This window comes from Variovorax sp. GrIS 2.14 (assembly GCF_046115955.1).
Lineage (GTDB): Bacteria > Pseudomonadota > Gammaproteobacteria > Burkholderiales > Burkholderiaceae_C > Variovorax.
In genome coordinates, this window is record NZ_JBJXIA010000002.1 from 397,723 (window position 1) to 413,107 (window position 15,385).

14 protein-coding genes are annotated in these 15,385 nt (G+C 63.4%); 3 read left to right on the plus strand and 11 right to left on the minus strand.

The window, feature by feature from the left end; translation table 11 throughout:
• Positions 1-126 precede the first annotated feature (126 nt).
• Positions 127-390 carry a hypothetical protein gene (locus RCH10_RS05650; protein WP_409051622.1) on the plus strand — a complete coding sequence of 88 codons (264 nt, stop codon included), beginning with the start codon at positions 127-129 and terminating at the stop codon, positions 388-390.
• A 36-nt stretch (positions 391-426) separates the two neighbouring features.
• On the opposite strand, the gene RCH10_RS05655 is transcribed toward RCH10_RS05650, so the two are convergent.
• From RCH10_RS05655 to RCH10_RS05685, 7 genes are all read right to left on the minus strand, one after another.
• Complete coding sequence (locus RCH10_RS05655) at positions 427-2,235, minus strand: PAS-domain containing protein (protein WP_409051623.1); 1,809 nt, start codon at positions 2,233-2,235, stop codon at positions 427-429.
• Entirely contained in the window at positions 2,232-5,243 is a 3,012-nt protein-coding gene (locus tag RCH10_RS05660) for an EAL domain-containing protein (RefSeq protein ID WP_409051624.1), read from the minus strand. Before RCH10_RS05660 ends, RCH10_RS05655 begins: the two co-directional genes overlap by 4 nt.
• On the minus strand, positions 5,240-6,322 hold the full coding sequence (locus RCH10_RS05665) for a TRAP transporter substrate-binding protein (RefSeq protein ID WP_409051625.1): 1,083 nt from the start codon (positions 6,320-6,322) through the stop codon (positions 5,240-5,242). The genes RCH10_RS05660 and RCH10_RS05665 overlap by 4 nt, the downstream gene beginning before the upstream one ends.
• 65 nt (positions 6,323-6,387) lie before the next feature.
• Positions 6,388-7,842 carry a diguanylate cyclase domain-containing protein gene (locus RCH10_RS05670; RefSeq protein ID WP_409051626.1) on the minus strand — a complete coding sequence of 485 codons (1,455 nt, stop codon included), beginning with the start codon at positions 7,840-7,842 and terminating at the stop codon, positions 6,388-6,390.
• A gap of 33 nt (positions 7,843-7,875) precedes the next feature.
• Positions 7,876-9,759 (minus strand): GspE/PulE family protein, encoded by a 1,884-nt coding sequence (locus RCH10_RS05675; protein WP_409051701.1) that lies wholly within the window; start codon positions 9,757-9,759, stop codon positions 7,876-7,878.
• Between the two features lie 690 nt (positions 9,760-10,449).
• The gene (locus RCH10_RS05680) at positions 10,450-11,163 is read right to left on the minus strand and encodes a heme oxygenase (biliverdin-producing) (RefSeq protein ID WP_409051627.1); all 714 of its coding nucleotides are present in this window, start codon (positions 11,161-11,163) and stop codon (positions 10,450-10,452) included.
• A 26-nt stretch (positions 11,164-11,189) separates the two neighbouring features.
• On the minus strand, positions 11,190-12,059 hold the full coding sequence (locus tag RCH10_RS05685) for an aldo/keto reductase family oxidoreductase (RefSeq protein WP_409051628.1): 870 nt from the start codon (positions 12,057-12,059) through the stop codon (positions 11,190-11,192).
• A gap of 106 nt (positions 12,060-12,165) precedes the next feature.
• On the opposite strand from RCH10_RS05685, the gene RCH10_RS05690 reads away from it, so the two are divergent.
• Together RCH10_RS05690 and RCH10_RS05695 are read left to right on the plus strand one after the other, a co-directional pair.
• A complete protein-coding gene (locus tag RCH10_RS05690) occupies positions 12,166-13,062 on the plus strand; it encodes a LysR family transcriptional regulator (protein ID WP_409051629.1) in 897 nt (298 codons plus the stop codon).
• A 7-nt stretch (positions 13,063-13,069) separates the two neighbouring features.
• A complete protein-coding gene (locus RCH10_RS05695; RefSeq protein ID WP_409051630.1) occupies positions 13,070-13,201 on the plus strand; it encodes a hypothetical protein in 132 nt (43 codons plus the stop codon).
• A gap of 202 nt (positions 13,202-13,403) precedes the next feature.
• Here the strand turns inward: RCH10_RS05695 and gph are convergent, their stop codons facing one another.
• The 4 genes from gph to RCH10_RS05715 all read right to left on the minus strand — a co-directional run bounded on the left by gph (position 13,404) and on the right by RCH10_RS05715 (position 15,352).
• Entirely contained in the window at positions 13,404-14,105 is a 702-nt protein-coding gene (gene gph, locus RCH10_RS05700; protein WP_409051631.1) for a phosphoglycolate phosphatase, read from the minus strand.
• Positions 14,106-14,147: 42 nt separating this feature from the next.
• Positions 14,148-14,354, minus strand: a complete 207-nt coding sequence (locus RCH10_RS05705; RefSeq protein WP_323497913.1) for a hypothetical protein — start codon at positions 14,352-14,354, stop codon at positions 14,148-14,150.
• Positions 14,355-14,537: 183 nt separating this feature from the next.
• Entirely contained in the window at positions 14,538-14,945 is a 408-nt protein-coding gene (locus RCH10_RS05710; RefSeq protein WP_409051702.1) for an FHA domain-containing protein, read from the minus strand.
• Positions 14,946-15,040: 95 nt separating this feature from the next.
• Positions 15,041-15,352: a hypothetical protein gene (locus tag RCH10_RS05715; protein ID WP_409051632.1), complete on the minus strand. Its 312-nt coding sequence runs from the start codon at positions 15,350-15,352 to the stop codon at positions 15,041-15,043.
• Positions 15,353-15,385: the final 33 nt, after the last annotated feature.

The window sequence follows — 15,385 nt, forward strand, 5'->3', positions numbered from 1 at the left end:
CTGCGGAACCGCCGTTCAGCACGCTCTTTGTAGGAAAGTTTCTCGTGTTGAGGCCGACACGTCGACGCGTTGCTCCGATGCGCGTTGAATACGCTCTACAAACACACCAACATCCCCGGAGTCACCATGCGCATCCACGTTCTTGCCATCGCCGTTTTATCTTTTGCCGTCCTGAGCGGTGCCGCCGAAGCCAAGGGCTGTCTGAAGGGCGCTGCAGTCGGTGGCGTCGCGGGCCACGTCGTCGGCAAGCATGGCGTGTTGGGCGCCGCAGCCGGTTGCGCCATCGGCCACCACGAGGCCGCCAAGAAAGACAGCGAGGCCGCGGCCCAGGCGCAAGCTCAGGCAGCCACGCAATCTGCTGCAGCACCAACCCGGCCGCTGAAAAAGTAAGACACCCGCAATCGACCCGCGTTGGCCAGCCGTTCGCTAGTCCGGCACGGACTCGCTGACGGCATCTGTGGGCTGCACGAACAACAACGCGCGCCCGCTTCCGCTCGACTTTGCAAGGTACATCGCCGCATCGGCAGCGCGCAACAGCGCATCTGCGCCCGTACCGGAGGCCGGGTAAAGCCCCACGCCTACGGAAGTGCCAAGGTGGAGCAAGTGCCCTTCGATTTGCATCGGTGTGCGAAAGTCGTCGAGCAAGGTTTGCGCGAACATCATCGCGCCCGCCGGCCCGTCGACCTGACGCCTGAGGATCGCGAACTCATCGCCGCCCAGCCTCCCGACCACGTCGGATACGTCAACCAGTCGCCGCATGCGATCGGCCACCTGCACCAGCACCTTGTCCCCGATCGCGTGACCGAAGTGATCGTTGATCGACTTGAACTTGTCGAGGTCGATGAAGTACACGGCAAAGATTTCACCGGTGCTTTGTGACTCATCCGTCGCGCGGTGCAGTTCTTCGAGAAACACCTCGCGATTGGCCAGAGCGGTGAGACCGTCGTGCTGCGCCATGTGCCGGATACGCTCTTCACTGCGCTTGCGCTCGGTGATGTCGGCATAAGTGCGTACGACGCCGCCGCCTTCGATCGGCACGCTCTGGATTTCCACCACTTGCCCGTTCGGACGCATGCGGTCGTAGCTGTGCGGACGATCGAGAATGCCGCCAGCACGAACAAAATCGAGCACATCCTGCGGCGTGTGCATGAACTCGTCGCTGGCCCATTGATGCGCCAGCACCTGGCTGAACGTCGGTCGAGACGCCATCAATTCCGGCGGCAGGTCGAGCAGTTCCATTGCACGTCGGTTGCAGACTTCGACCACCCGGTCGGCGTTCACCATCATGATGCCCTGCTCCATCCTGTCGAGCGTGGCTTCGAGCAGCATCGACTTGCTCTGCAACTGCGCCTCACTCTCCCTCGCGCGTGCTTCGGCAACGCTCAAGAGGTGGTGCTGGCGCTTGAGCAAGGTGATGTCGACATGCACGAAAAATCCCTTGCCATCGGGGCTGCGCTGCGCGATCACACGACTCCACCGGTCGCGGGGCAGCGGCAGTTCGAAGGGCGCGCCGGCAAAACGCATGTTGTCGACCAGCGTCGCCAGGCCGCGCTCGTACAGGGCCTGCTCTTCGCTTGCGTGCGCATCCCAGGCGGCGCGGTAGACGTCGGCAAACCCAGTGCCGACCGCCGCTGCCCTCGCAGCCACGCCATACATCGAAACGAATGGCTCGTTGACCCAGAGAATGCGGTCGGCAATGTCCGTCACCATCACGCCGTCGGCCACGTGGTCGAGCAGTGTTGCTTCGACAATGACCTGCTCACTTGCCTGTCGGGTGCTGGCCGGTTCGACGTTCATGCCGTCTGCAGAATCCGCGGCTACGCTTACTTCGGGCTCAGCCTTCCACAGGCGGACCCGGCACGCGCCCGGCACGGGAAACGCCGTCACCTGGAGGCGCCTGCCCAAATGCTCGAATGAAAAGGGGCGCTGCTGAGTGCGGTGGCGATCCAGGCCTTCCTGCACGTAACGCTCGATCAGCGGCAGCTCGTCCGGGCCCAGGCGCTCCCGATAGAAGCGGCGCAGATTGTCGACGTAAGGCTCACCCACATGAACGTAGGCTGCGTGCTCCGGAAAGAACTTCAGGAACGTCCGGTTCCAGAGCACGGTGGCATCGGCACTGTCGAAGACGCACATCGCAACGCCCAGCCCATCGAAACCTTCGGCCATCGGACGAAGCATGTTCAAGGTCTCGATCTGCCCCGTCTCGGGCGGCATCGGGTTGTCGGCTGCGTTCATTCCACCATCTCCGCATCGAGCTCGGCATCGAACTGTTCGAAGCTCACAGGCCTGCCGAAGAAGTAGCCCTGGCACAACAGGCAACCGTGTTTCTCCAGAAACTCCAGCTGCTCCTGCGTCTCGACCCCTTCGGCGACGATCGACAGATCCAGGCTTTTCGCCATGCCGATGATGGTCTGGATGATGAGTTCGACCTTGGGGTTGACGCCGATGCCATGCACGAAGAACTTATCGATCTTTACCTGATGCAGCGGCAATTGCGTCATGTACGACAGCGACGAAAAACCGGTGCCGAAATCGTCCATCGAAAACTGGATGCCGATGGCGGCCAGCGATCGCATCTTGCGGATCGTCTCGCTCACTTTGTCTTGCAGCAGGCTCTCGGTCAGTTCGAGCTTGAGCCGCGACGGGTCGGCGCCGGTGCGGATCAGCACGTCGCGAACCTGGTCTGCGAAGTCGTCGCGGCGGAACTGGCGCGCACTCACGTTCACCGCGAGCACCAGATGCGACCGCTTCGGATGGTGGCTCCAGCGTTCCAGCTGCGTGCAGGCCTGCTCCAGCGCCCACAAACCGATGGGCACGATCAAGCCGGTCGTCTCGGACAGCTCGATGAAGCCGGCCGGCGGCACCATGCCGCGATGCGGATGCATCCAGCGGATCAGGACTTCGGCACCTATGACCTCGCCTTCCGAGGTTACCTGCCGCTGGTAGTACAGGACAAACTCTTTGGCCGACATGGCGGTGTGCAGTTCGTTCTCGAGCGTGGCGCGCGCGGTGATGGTGGTCTGCATCGCCGTCTCGAAAAAATGCATGGCGTTGCCGCCCGCCGTCTTGGCGTAGTAGGTGGCGATGTCGGCCTGCTTCAGCAATTCTTCGAGCGACAGGTCCTGCGCGCCGAAGAGCGTGGCGCCGATGCTGCAGGTGATGTGGTGCTGCTGGTTGCCGAGCTCGAACGGCTGCTGCAGTTCCGACAGGATCGCCTCTCCCAATGCCTTGGTCTGCATCGCTGCGACAGCCGGGTCTTCGCTTAGATTCTCCAGCAGCATGACGAATTCGTCGCCGGCCAGCCGGGCCACGGTGTCGCCGTCGCGCATGCTCACCAAAAGCCGGAAGGCAACCTGCTTCAAAAGCAGATCGCCGATGATCTGGCCGCGTGCGTCGTTGAGCGTCTTGAAATGGTCCAGATCCAGAAACAACAAAGCGCCCTGGCGCGGGCGGCGAGCGTTGTTGTCCGTAGCCGCCTGCAACCGATGCAGCAGCAGCCGCCGATTCGGCAGCCCGGTCAGGTTGTCGTAGAACGCCAGATGCTCGATTTCGCGTGCAGCCGATTTGCGCTCGGTGATGTTGCGCAGGATCACGATGAAGCGCGCATCGGCCCCTTCGCCCACGGCCTTGCGCGAGACCGACATTTCGAACCAGGTGGTGCCATGCGCCGCGCGCCGCTCGAACTGGCGTCCGGTCGAAAAGCCCGATACATAAGTCTCTTCGAGCGCCGACATGACTTCGGCTGCGGCATCGGGCGGCAACAGATCCGAGATCAGATTGCCGACCGGGTGCGCCACGTCGATCGCCGGTTCGAGCGTGCGGGGCGAATGAAAGCGATGGCAGCGGCCATCGAGCCCCAGCTCGAGCAGCACGTCGGGCAAGGCATCGAGCGTGGCCTGCAATTGCGCCTTGCCGTCGATCACGTCGGCGATGTGACGCCGCCTCTCCGTGACGTCGCGGTACACGCACACCAGGCCGCCATCCGGTGTGCGGCTCTTGACTGCCAGCACGACCTGCCCGCCTTCGAACGTGAGTTCGCGCTCGCCCTGCCTGGGCCGCTGGCGCCGGTCCGACTCTGTGCGCACGTCGTCGTCCTGATTGACGATCTCGGCGCGCACATGGGGCGCGCCCGCGTCGATGATCCGGTCGAACGGCAACAGCGGCGCCATCATGTTCCGTGCCCATGGGAAGGTGTCGACGAAACGGCGGTTCCATGCGAGCACGCGATCTTCGGAGTCGAGCAGCACGAAACCGTCGACCATCGACTCGAGCGCCTGGTCGAGCGTGGCCCGCGAATGCCATTGCCGCCGAAAGTGCAGCTGCGTCAGGTAGGCCACCCCCAGGATCATGAGCATGAAAACCGCTGCTGCGCCCAGAATGAAAGTGCGCTGCCGTCGCCATTCGTACAAGGCCGAACTCAACGGGATGCTCGCGACGATCAGCAGGTTGCGATGCAGCGTCGGCCGCGCCACCACCAAGGCAGGCTCGCCGCTCAGGCGCGCCGGCAGACGCTGCACCTGGCCGGCGCTGCCGCGCTCGCTCAGCGCCGGGAGGATAGGCCGACCCGAAAGGTCGTCGCGCGGCGGCATGCTGGCGAGCATCGGACCTGCATCCTGCTCGAGCGTTACTTCAAGACCCCTGATGTCCGCGCCCTGGGTCAGGATGGTGGTCAACAGGGACAACTGCACTTCGGCAATGGCCACGATGTGGTTGCCGTCCGCCAGCTGCAGATCGCGTGCGAAATAGACGACTCGTTGCGATGTCAAAGAACTCACCGACGGCGTGCTGATCTCCAGCGACGATGCAGGCTGCGCGAGCACTTGCTGCAGGAAGCCGGTCGGCAGCCGGACCACGAGCCGGGTGCCGCGCCGCTCCGACGTCGCCACCACGTCGCCCCTGGCATCGACGAAGGCGATGTACCTGACCAGCAAGTTCTGCCGCACGATCTTCTGCATCAGCTGTGCCACGTCGGTCCGCGATGCATCGGCTGTGACTGTCGCGAGCGTGGAGGTTTGCAAAGGCTCGCTCAAATTTGCCAACAACAAGTCGACGCCCAGCAAGCTGCGATTGAGCGCGGCCTCCGAGCCTCTGACGAAGCGCACGGCCTGGCTCTCGCTGTCAGCCAGCGCCTTGTCGCGCATCTCGGATGTCAGGATCACCGCAGTGCCCAGGACGGCCAGCAGGAACAGGGCTGCGACGCCGTAGATGAAGGCGATGAATCGGCGAGGCAGCAGGTTGTTCACTGTACCGAGGGCGCCTTGATGCCCACTGCCGGCCCGATGGTTTGCTGCCATAGTTGGGCGCAGGCGAAGCCACACCGTTGCACCCAGGGGCCGAGAACGTTCGCGGTGAAGATGTCGCGCCGACGGCGCTCGTCGGCGGCTGACGGCTGCGCCACCGACATCGCGCCACGCGTACCGCGGATGCAGCTGTCGGCGCCGGTATTGCAGGCCACACCGTCTCCGGTTTCACGCTCCGATTCGGCCCACACCGTGGCTTCGAGTTTCGGCAACTCCGTCTTCAGGAGCACCTTCAAATCCGGCGGCAGCGTGTTCCACATGTCCTTGTTGGCGCCGAACACGGCCAGCCCCCAGCTCAACGGCATCGTGTACAGCGAGCCGGTGATCTTGTGAAGCCCCATGGTGTTGCCCGACATCGCGCCGGTGATTGCGCATTCGGTGTTGTCCGAGTTCATGTTGGACATCAGCGACTCGAACTCGATGAGCACGGGCGTTGCCTTGAGGGCACCGACGAAGTCCGCCTGGCTCACGCTTGAAACGCGAATGCGCCGACCGGCGAGATCGGACAACTGAGTGGCCGGGCGCTTGCAGAAGATGACCTGCGCCGGATAGACGTAGACCGCGAGCAACTCGACATTGAATCGATCTCGCAAGATCTTCTCCAGCGTGGGGCGAAACGCGCCGATGACGCGGCGCATCGTTGCCATGTCCGGGTTGAGGCCGGCCAGATCCGCGGCGCCAAGTTCGGGTTCTTCGCTCGACACCTGGCTGAGCAACGCGGTACCGAACGGAATCACGCCCAGCTTCATGAGGTTGAGCATTTCCTGCCCCGGGACGCCAGCCTGGTTGAAGGGCACGATGCTCGCGCTGTATTTGCCGCCGCTCAGACGCGCCAGGTCTTGCGCCCAGAAGCGCTCTTCATGCAGCGTGTACTGGTTGAGCGTTGCCAGTCCACCGACGATTCGCAGCCGACGTTCAGCGCCTGGTTCGCCCGCGCGCACGAATCCCGTGCCGAGCACGAGTGTTGCGACGTAAGCCAAAAGCATGCATCGCCGCACCGAGGCGAAACAACCGGAATTCATGGTCTCGATCATGGCCTCTAACTGGCCAAAGACACATCAAATTACAACCAATCGACGCACATTTTTCACGCGACGTGGTCTTCACGCGCCAGGTAATGCCGCGCCTTGTCTGCATACATGGCCTTGTCGGCGCGCTGAAGTGCCGAATCGAGGTGCTCGCGTGCTTCGCAAGTCGCTGTGCCGATGGCGAAGCTCAACACATGACCGCTCTGCCCGGAATAGAACTGGTTGTTGAGTTCGAGCAACGAGAGGATCCGGTCGCGCATCGCTTCGGCACCCCGCTCGTCGGTCTTGGGCATCAGCACCGCGAATTCGTCGCCACCGATGCGCGCAGGCCAGGCCGGCGCATCCACCGCCATGCTCAACACCTCGCCCGCGCGTCGCAGCAACACGTCGCCGGCGGCGTGGCCGGCATCGTCGTTGACGTGCTTCAAGCCGTTCAGGTCGATGGCCAGCATCGACACCGGCCACGGGCCTTTGCGTGAAAGCCGGTTGAGCTCTTCGGAATAAAAAGTGCGGTTGTTCAACTGGGTTAGCACGTCGTGCTTTCCGAGGTATTCGAGGTAGGCCTCGGCCTTCTTGCGGGCGGTGATGTCGACCAGCGACACCAGCACCAGATCCCATGTGGCAAGTCGGTCTTCAAGCACGGCGAACTGCATGTGGATGTTGATGGTGTCGCCCGCCAGCGAGTAGTTGACGACCTCGCGCTGCTGCAGCGTCTTGCCATTCCACAGGTCTTGCAACTGGTCGGCGAAAGACTCCGTCATTTCGTCGCGAAAAACGCGCGAGAGGTTGTGCAGCAGCATGTCCTTGTCAGTGGCCACGAACATTCGCAATGTTTCGCGGTTGACGTCGATGACGCGGATCTCCTGCATGCAGCGCGTGACGAACTCGGGGTGCACCTTGATGAAGGTCGCAAAGTCGTTGATGCCACGCTCGCGGATGTCGTCCAGCAACAGCTTGACTGCGCTGAAGTCTTCGACCCACAGCGAGACCGGCGAGTGCTCGAACAGGCCGCGCGCATAGCGCTCGCTCTCGATGCGCTCCCGCTCCGCGCGGACGCGTTCGGTGATGTCGTCGAGCGACACCAGCACGCGATCCCATGTGGTCTCGTGACCCGGCAGCACCCGCACGCGCACCTGCACGTCGAGGCGGCGGCCGTCCAGCGCGTAGTTCACCGTCTGGTTGTCGAAGCACAGATGGCCTTGCCACAGTTGCGTCAGTTCGTGGACGACCGGCGCGGCCATGTCGCCGCGAAACACCTTGTCGAGTTGCGACAGCAAATGCTCCTGCGAGTCGGCTGAAAAGAGCGAAAGCGTGCTTTGGTTGACACGCAGCACGCGCCACTGCGCCATGCATTCGCGCACCCGTTCAGGGTCTGCTTCAAGATGCGTTGCAATGTCCTCGACGCCCTCGGCGCGCCAGCGGTCGAACAACTGCTTCAACCCGCTGTAATCCTCCAGCCAGAGGGACACGGGGGCCAGGTCGAACATCGATTCAAAATCGGTCATGGACTCCATCGGTCGGCAATTCCTCTGTCTTGATGACAGACGTTAAACGTTGCTGGTCGCGCGCACTTCGTCGATCGTGGTCTGGCCCGCCAGCACCTTGTCGATGCCGTCTTGCCGCAGCGTTCGCATGCCTTCACGCATGGCGGTCTCTTGCAGCTCTTCGGCGCGCGCGCCGTTTTGCACCAGGCGGCGCAGCGGGCGCGACATGACCATCAGTTCATGAATGCCGACGCGCCCCTTGAATCCGGTGTCGCCGCACTGCTTGCAGCCCACGCTTTGGTACATCTGCAGCGCGCCGTCACGGGCAGAACGCGTGAGCCAGCCGCTTCGTACGGTCTCGTGTTCGGCCGCCATCTCGGTCGCTCCGAAGGAGTGCATGTAATCGGACAGCAACTCGTCGACCTCGGCCCCGGTCGCCGGTCGGCTGGTCACGCAATGCGTGCACAGGCGGCGCACCAGACGCTGCGCCAGCACCGCCAGCAACGAGTCCGCGAAGTTGAACGGGTCCATGCCCATGTCGAGCAGCCGCGTCACGGTCTCGGGCGCGCTGTTGGTGTGCAGCGTAGACAGCACCAGGTGGCCGGTAAGCGACGCTTCGATGGCGGTCTTGGCGGTTTCTTCGTCGCGGATTTCGCCGACCATGATCACGTCGGGATCGGCCCGCACGAAAGCCCGCAGCGCCTTCGCAAAGGTCCAGTCGATGCGCGGATTGATCTGCACTTGCCGCAACCCGACCTGCGTGATCTCGATCGGGTCTTCGGCGGTCCATATCTTTCGCTCGGGCGTGTTGATGTGCATCAGAGCCGAGTGCAGCGTCGTGGTCTTGCCGGAGCCCGTAGGTCCCACGCAAAGCACCATGCCGTAAGGCCGTTCGATTGCCGCCTTGAGCTGCGCCAGGTTGCGCTCCGACAAGCCCAGCGCGTCGAGCGCGATCGGCTTGGCAGAGGCCAGCAACCGCATCACGACGTCTTCCAGGCCGTTGTTGGTCGGCACGGTTGCCACCCGCAGTTCAAGCCGATGCTGTGGTGAAAACTTCGAGAAATTGATCTTGCCGTCTTGCGGCTTGCGCTTCTCGCTGATGTCGAGATCGCACATGATCTTGATGCGGGCGATGAGCGCGTTGCGGTAGTTTGGCGGCAGTTCCAGGTACGTGTAGAGCCGGCCGTCGCGCCTGAAACGGATGCGGATCTTTTCGCGGCCCGGATAGCTCTCGATATGAATGTCGGACACGCCCTCGCGATGCGCTTCCAGGATCATGCGGTTGATCATCCGCACCAGCGAGTTGTCGGACTGCTCGATCGGCGCGTCTTCGTCGGACGAAGGCTGGCCCTCTTTTTCGAGCGTCTCCAGCAGCTCGTTGGTGCCGGTGATGTCGAACTCGATCGGCCGGTCGAGGTCGGCGCTCGCCGGTCCCACTTCGGTCGCACCGATCTTCTCGTAGGCCTTGAACAGGATCGCGTTGAGGTCGGCGTATTGCCCGAGCACCGGCACCACCTTGATGCCGGCGATGAATTCCGCCTCGTCGATGGCCGCGTGCCGGTTGGCCGGATCGTCGAGCGCCACGATCAGACGCCCTTCGTTCACCATCAGCGGCATGACCTGAAGGCGTCGTGCGGCACCGTGGCTGATCTTTCGCAGGGCCTCCGCCGCGGGCGTAAAGAGCTGCAGATTGACCAGTGGATATCCCATCTTGCGGGCCAGTGCAGTCTGCAGGTCCAGCCGCTTGATGACGCCCATGCGAATCAGCGTTTCGCCGAGCGGCACGGTACGGTCGAACTGTTGCTGGGCCAGGCCGTCGCGCAACTGCTCTTCGGTGATGAGGCCGAGCGAGATCAGCGCCTGGCCGATGCGCACCATCGGCATGCGGCTCTGTGCTTCGAGTTGCGCCACCAGTTGCTCCGGTGTAACGACTTCGGCTGACAGCACGGACTCGCTCTCGCGATCCGGCGATGCCGCACCGGACGCCTGGTCCTCGGCTGGTTCCACGTCGAGCGGCTGCAAGCTCAAGGAAGGTTCGGCAGGCGCGTCTGGCGCCGATGCATCCGGCTCGGACAACAACACTTCCTTGAAGCTGCTGCGCGGCACGAAAAGCCGCACCACCGAGTTCTTGTCTTCACCGGCGACAAAAAGAAAAAGCCCTGGAGCGGTCTTGCGCTGGCCCAGCGATTCGCCCTCTAAAACACTGCCGTCGTTCCAGGTGATCTTGAAGGACGACCACTTCGCGGTGCCGGCGGCGGTCCCGATGGAAAGTGGCCGCGTCAGGCGCAGCATGCGGAACTGATTGAAGCGCACGGTGGTCGCTCGGCTCGACTGATTGAGCTGCACATGAACCGCTTCTTCTTTCGGCAAGAAGCGCGTCAGCTTGCCAACCACGCGCTGGTTGTTCGCGCCAAAGAACTCGCAGGCCGGCGCGTCATTGATGACGGCGTTCGGTGCGAAGCCCGGCGCGACCGGGTTCGGCCACGTGAAGCCACTGGCTTGGGCAGACTCGTCGGCGGGGCTTTCCAGTGCGGCCGCCCCGGCTGAAGATGACTTTTCAACTTGCATCCCGGCGATGCTACGCCTGCTGAAACGCAGTCCGAGTCGGTCCCGGCATTTTTTGAAAGTCAAAGGGAGTCAAAACGCCGCAAGCATGTCGCTCGCAAGTTCCTCGAAGAGCTGCATGTGCAGTTCGAAGGCGCGGCGTGCCTCGGCCACGATGGCTCGCGCAGTCGCTTCGGCAGGCTGCAGTTGTTCGAGCCCTTCCCGGTAGGCACGCTTCAACTGCACCGTTTCTTCCGATGTGCCGAACTCATAGAACGCTGTCCCTTGTCCGGGCGGCAGCGCCATGCTGTCGCGCACGATGCGTCGCAGCATCTGCCCGCCGCTCAGGTCGCCGAGGTAGCGCACGTAGCTGTGCGCGGCCAGCAATTCGGGCTGTGCTTCGTCCAGCGCGCAAAGTCGCGCCACGTAGTCCACGGTGGCCGGCTGCATGGCGTAGGCATCGGCCCAACCGGCGCCGTGCAGTGCGTCGAGGTCGGCTTGCAGCGGCCCTTCGCGCCGCAACTGGGAAAAGGACAAAGGAGACAGAAGCGGATCGCTCGCATGCCGCTCGAGCGCCGGCTCCAGCGCGGCATAGATCGCGTGCAAGTTGCGCAGCATGGCGCAGTAGGCCTGTCGTTCCATCCGCCCACGGAGCAACGCGCCCATGAAGGCGCTGCGCTCGGCTTGTGTATGCAATTCGCGGGTTTCGGTTCTGAGGGATTCGGAAAGACTGGGCTTCAAGCCGGACTCCCCGTGGCCGACATGGCCACGCATCCCTTCGATCATAGGCAGCGGAACGACCCGCATGCGCGAACCGCAACAAGCGAGCGATGTCACTTCGCGCCGATCCGATCGAGCTTCGCGACCGCATCGCTGTCCAGCGTCAGATCGACCGCTGCCAGGTTCTCGTGCAGATGCCCCACAGACGATGTGCCGGGAATCAGCAGGATGTTCGGTGCGCGTTGCAGCAGCCACGCCAGAGCGACCTGCATCGGCGTCGCGCCCAGCGAACTGGCAACGTCGGACAGAGCCGTCGACTGCAATGGGGTGAAGCCGCCGAGCGGAAAGAACGGCACGTAGGCGGTGCCGTGTTTCGCGAGGTCGTCGATCAACGCGTCGTCGTCTCGATGCGCCAGGTTGTACAGGTTCTGCACGCAGGCGATCTTGCAGATGCGGCGTCCATCGGCGATCTGCGTGGGCGTCACGTTGCTCAGGCCGATGTGATGCACCAGGCCTTGCCGTTGCAGTTCGGCCAGGGTGGCGAGCGGCTCTTCCAGCGAGCCCTCGGCTGGCCCATGCACGTCGAGCATGCTGCGCAGGTTGACGACTTCCAGCACGTCGAGCCCGAGGTTGCGCAGGTTGTCGTGCACGGCCTGCGTCAGCTCCTTGGGCGACATGGCCGGAATCCACGAGCCGTCTTCGCCGCGGCGGGCACTGATCTTCGTGACGATGACCAGATCGTCGCGGTAGGGGTGCAGCGCCTCGCGGATGATCTGGTTGGTGATGTGCGGGCCGTAGAAGTCGCTGGTATCGATGTGGTCGACGCCGCTTTCGACAGCAGCACGCAGCACCGCGACAGCGCCTGCGCGGTCCTTCGGCGGCCCGAAGACGCCCGGGCCTGCGAGCTGCATCGCGCCGTAGCCGACGCGCTTGACGGTGCGGACACCGAGAGTGAATGTTCCTGCTTTTCCGATATCGATCACGATGGTTCCTTTGCGGTTTGACTTGGCGTCTGGCGATCAATGTAGGTCGCATCGACTCGGGCGATAAGATGCCGCGCTCGGCACAGGCTGTACGGAATCTCGAACAATGGCGGCAGACCTCGGTGATCTCACGGCGCTGGTCGCGGTCGCGCGTGCAGGCGGCTTTCGCGAAGCGGCCCGCCTCACCGGCAGCAGTGCCTCCAGCCTCAGCGAAGCGGTTCGCCGACTCGAAACCCGGCTCGGCGTGCGGCTGCTCAACCGCACCACCCGCAGCGTCGCGCCGACCGAAGCCGGTGCGCGGCTCATCGACCGGCTCGGCCCGGCGCTGCTCGAGGTGGAGGCCGCACTCGACGTCGTCAACGGCTTCAGGGATCGCCCCGCGGGCACGCTCAGGCTCAACGTGCCGATCAGCGCCGTGCGCCTCGTGTTGCCACGCATCGTGCCGCCGTTTCTGGCGGCCTACCCCGACATCGTTCTCGACATCGTGGCCGATGACAGCTTCGTCGACATGCTCGCGGCCGGCTGCGACGCTGGCATCCGTTACGACGAACGGCTAGAGCAGGACATGATCGCCATCCCCATCGGCCCGCGCGAACAGCGCTACGCGACAGCGGCATCCCCGACGTATTTCGACCGCCGCGGCCGCCCCGAGCATCCGCGCGACTTGCTCGACCACGACTGCTTGCGCGGCCGCTTCGCCAGCGGTGCGATGCCGGTCTGGGAGTTCGAGCGCGACGGCGAGGTCGTGAAGGTCGACCCCACCGGACCGCTCATCGTGCGCATTGGTGCGGCCGTCGACCTCGCCGTCGATGCCGCGATCGCGGGCACAGGCGTAATCCAGCTGTTCGACGACTGGTTGAAACCGCACCTCGACAGCGGCGCGCTGGAGCCGGTGCTGCAGTCATGGTGGCCACGGTTCTCAGGCCCGTTCCTCTACTACCCTGGCCGCCGATATCTGCCGGCGCCGCTGCGGGCGTTTGTCGATTTCATCCGGGTTTCGTAGATCAAGATTGAACAAAACCGGCATTTTGCAAAGCAATAGGGAAGCACTGGCCGCGCCGGCGAATCCGGCCCACGACCTCGCGGCGCTCGAAGGTGAAGTTCAGGCGGCTTCGCGCAGGGGAGCCAAGAGCCATGCCTGAAGGCGCCGTGCCTGGACCTAGTTTCTACCGCCTAAAAGTCCGTTGTCGAGATCTCCGGACATCCATGGCTGGTCAAGTTCGGTGAGGGGGAAGACGAAGACACGCCTCTCATCGAGCAGGCCACGATGACGGAGATCGCCTCGGTGGTCGAAGACTGGCACAGGTGATCTGATGGCCGACGGCATACCGCCGACGCCGAACGTCAAGCGCCCGCTCGCACGCTGCCGAAATCGGTGAAGGCGTCGATGACGCCATCGGCATCGACATCGCGCACCGGCTCCCCGTGGTTGTAGCCATAGGTCACCAGCACGACGGGGCAACCGGCCGCGCGCGCGGCGCGCGCATCGTTGCTGGAGTCACCGAGCATCAGCGTGCGGGCTGGTGACGTTCCGAGGTATTCGCAAGTCTTCACCAACGGCATTGGATCGGGTTTTTTGCGCTCGAACGCATCGCCACCGAACACCACCTCGAAGAAGCCGTCGAGTCCTTTTGCCGCCAGCAGCGGACGCGCGAAATCGGTCGGTTTGTTGGTGATGCAGGCCAGGCGCAACCCGCGGGACCGAAACAGTTCCAGGCCCTCGCGCACGCCCGGAAAAACGGCTGACTGCCGCCCATTGACGAGGCGGTAGTGATACTGGTAAGACGTCCAGGCCCGATCGAAGAGCGACGCTGTTCGCACGGCTACGGTTGGCGCGAGCACATGGTCGAGTACCGAACTGATCAGGTGTTCGGAACCCTTGCCGACCATCGGCTCGACGGTCTCGGCGGTGATGCCGGGCAGACCGAGTTCGTTCAGCATGAGGCCGAGAGCGGCCACGAAATCGCCCAGCGTGTCGACCATCGTTCCGTCGAGGTCGATGATCGCGGCGTCGTAGCGAGACAGGTCGAAGACAAGTGGTTTCACGACGCCGATTTTATTTGCGCTCGGCGACGACCCTGGCGGCTGTTACCGCTTGGCTGCGCGCAGCGCGGCGCGCAAGGCCAGATAGCCTGCCACCCACGCGGCGGCAGTGTCGGTTTCCGGCTCGCCGATCCGCCTCGGCTTGAAGCTGAATCCATCCTCCAACGAGCCGTCTTCCTCGAGCAACATCCAGTGGAATTCCCCTGGCTCGAGCTCCTTGACAGCGAGAGCCAACGATGTGGCGGCGTTCATATGTACTTCCCGTGCTTACGTGAAGTCGACAGTTTCTGGCTGAGAAGTTACATCTCATAGGAAGCTGTGCACAGAATCCGGCCTCAATTTCGGGCCAGCTGCATCATTCGTCCAACAGTGTCGAATGTTTCTCATTGTTCGATAACGGACATACCGAATGTGCTTCAAGTGAGCTATCTGCAGCTATTTGCGCCGTAACTGCAGGGGCACATCCGGCGCGGTCGGTACGTGTTCTTCCAGGTCGTCGACGATCCAGTTCGGCACTGAAGAAACCCCTTGGGCAACCACCTCGCTGTATTGCTGATCTCCAGACACAAAACGCATCGCACATCCACCGAGGTCAACGACGTCGCCGTCGGCCAGAGTCTGCGTCACCACGCGCTGGCCATTGACGAAAGTGCCGTTACGGCTGTTGGTATCACGGATGGTCACGAAGGCTGCATCGACAGTGATCACCGCATGTCGACGGCTCGCAGCGATGTCGTGGAGCACGATGTCGTTATGCAGGCTTCGGCCGAGGGTGGTTTCCGGGGCGGTCAACTCGACCGATTCAAGGTCGCCACCGGATCTCGTCAGTATCAGTTTGGGCATGGTGTCCAACGCCGGGTTGGCAACCGAAAAGTCCGCCGCGACCTGCGAGCTTCATGATAACCACGCGGCCCGCACCGGCGCAGCAGCTTGCGCGATCAGTGTCCTGCGCGGGAGCGGTGTAGCGCCTCGGAGCGCGACTCGATCACCGCGTAGTCAGCGACCGCAGCCAGCAGCAAATCCGCGTCGACACGGTGCTTTCTTGCACTCGCACGCACGTCGTCTGCCAGTGCGGTCGACGGATCGCCTTGCGCGCTGCCGAGCCGTGTCGTGGACGCCGAGAAGGTCTCGGCGAGATCGCGAATTTGCTGCGTATACCGGGCGGCATAGCCTTCCAGCAGCTGCTCGATGCTGGAATCCTGCACTGCACTCCCGGTGACAGCGGATTTTTCAGATTTGTCGAACGTCATGCGACGCACTCTACGGTCAATCCAAAGGCGCTC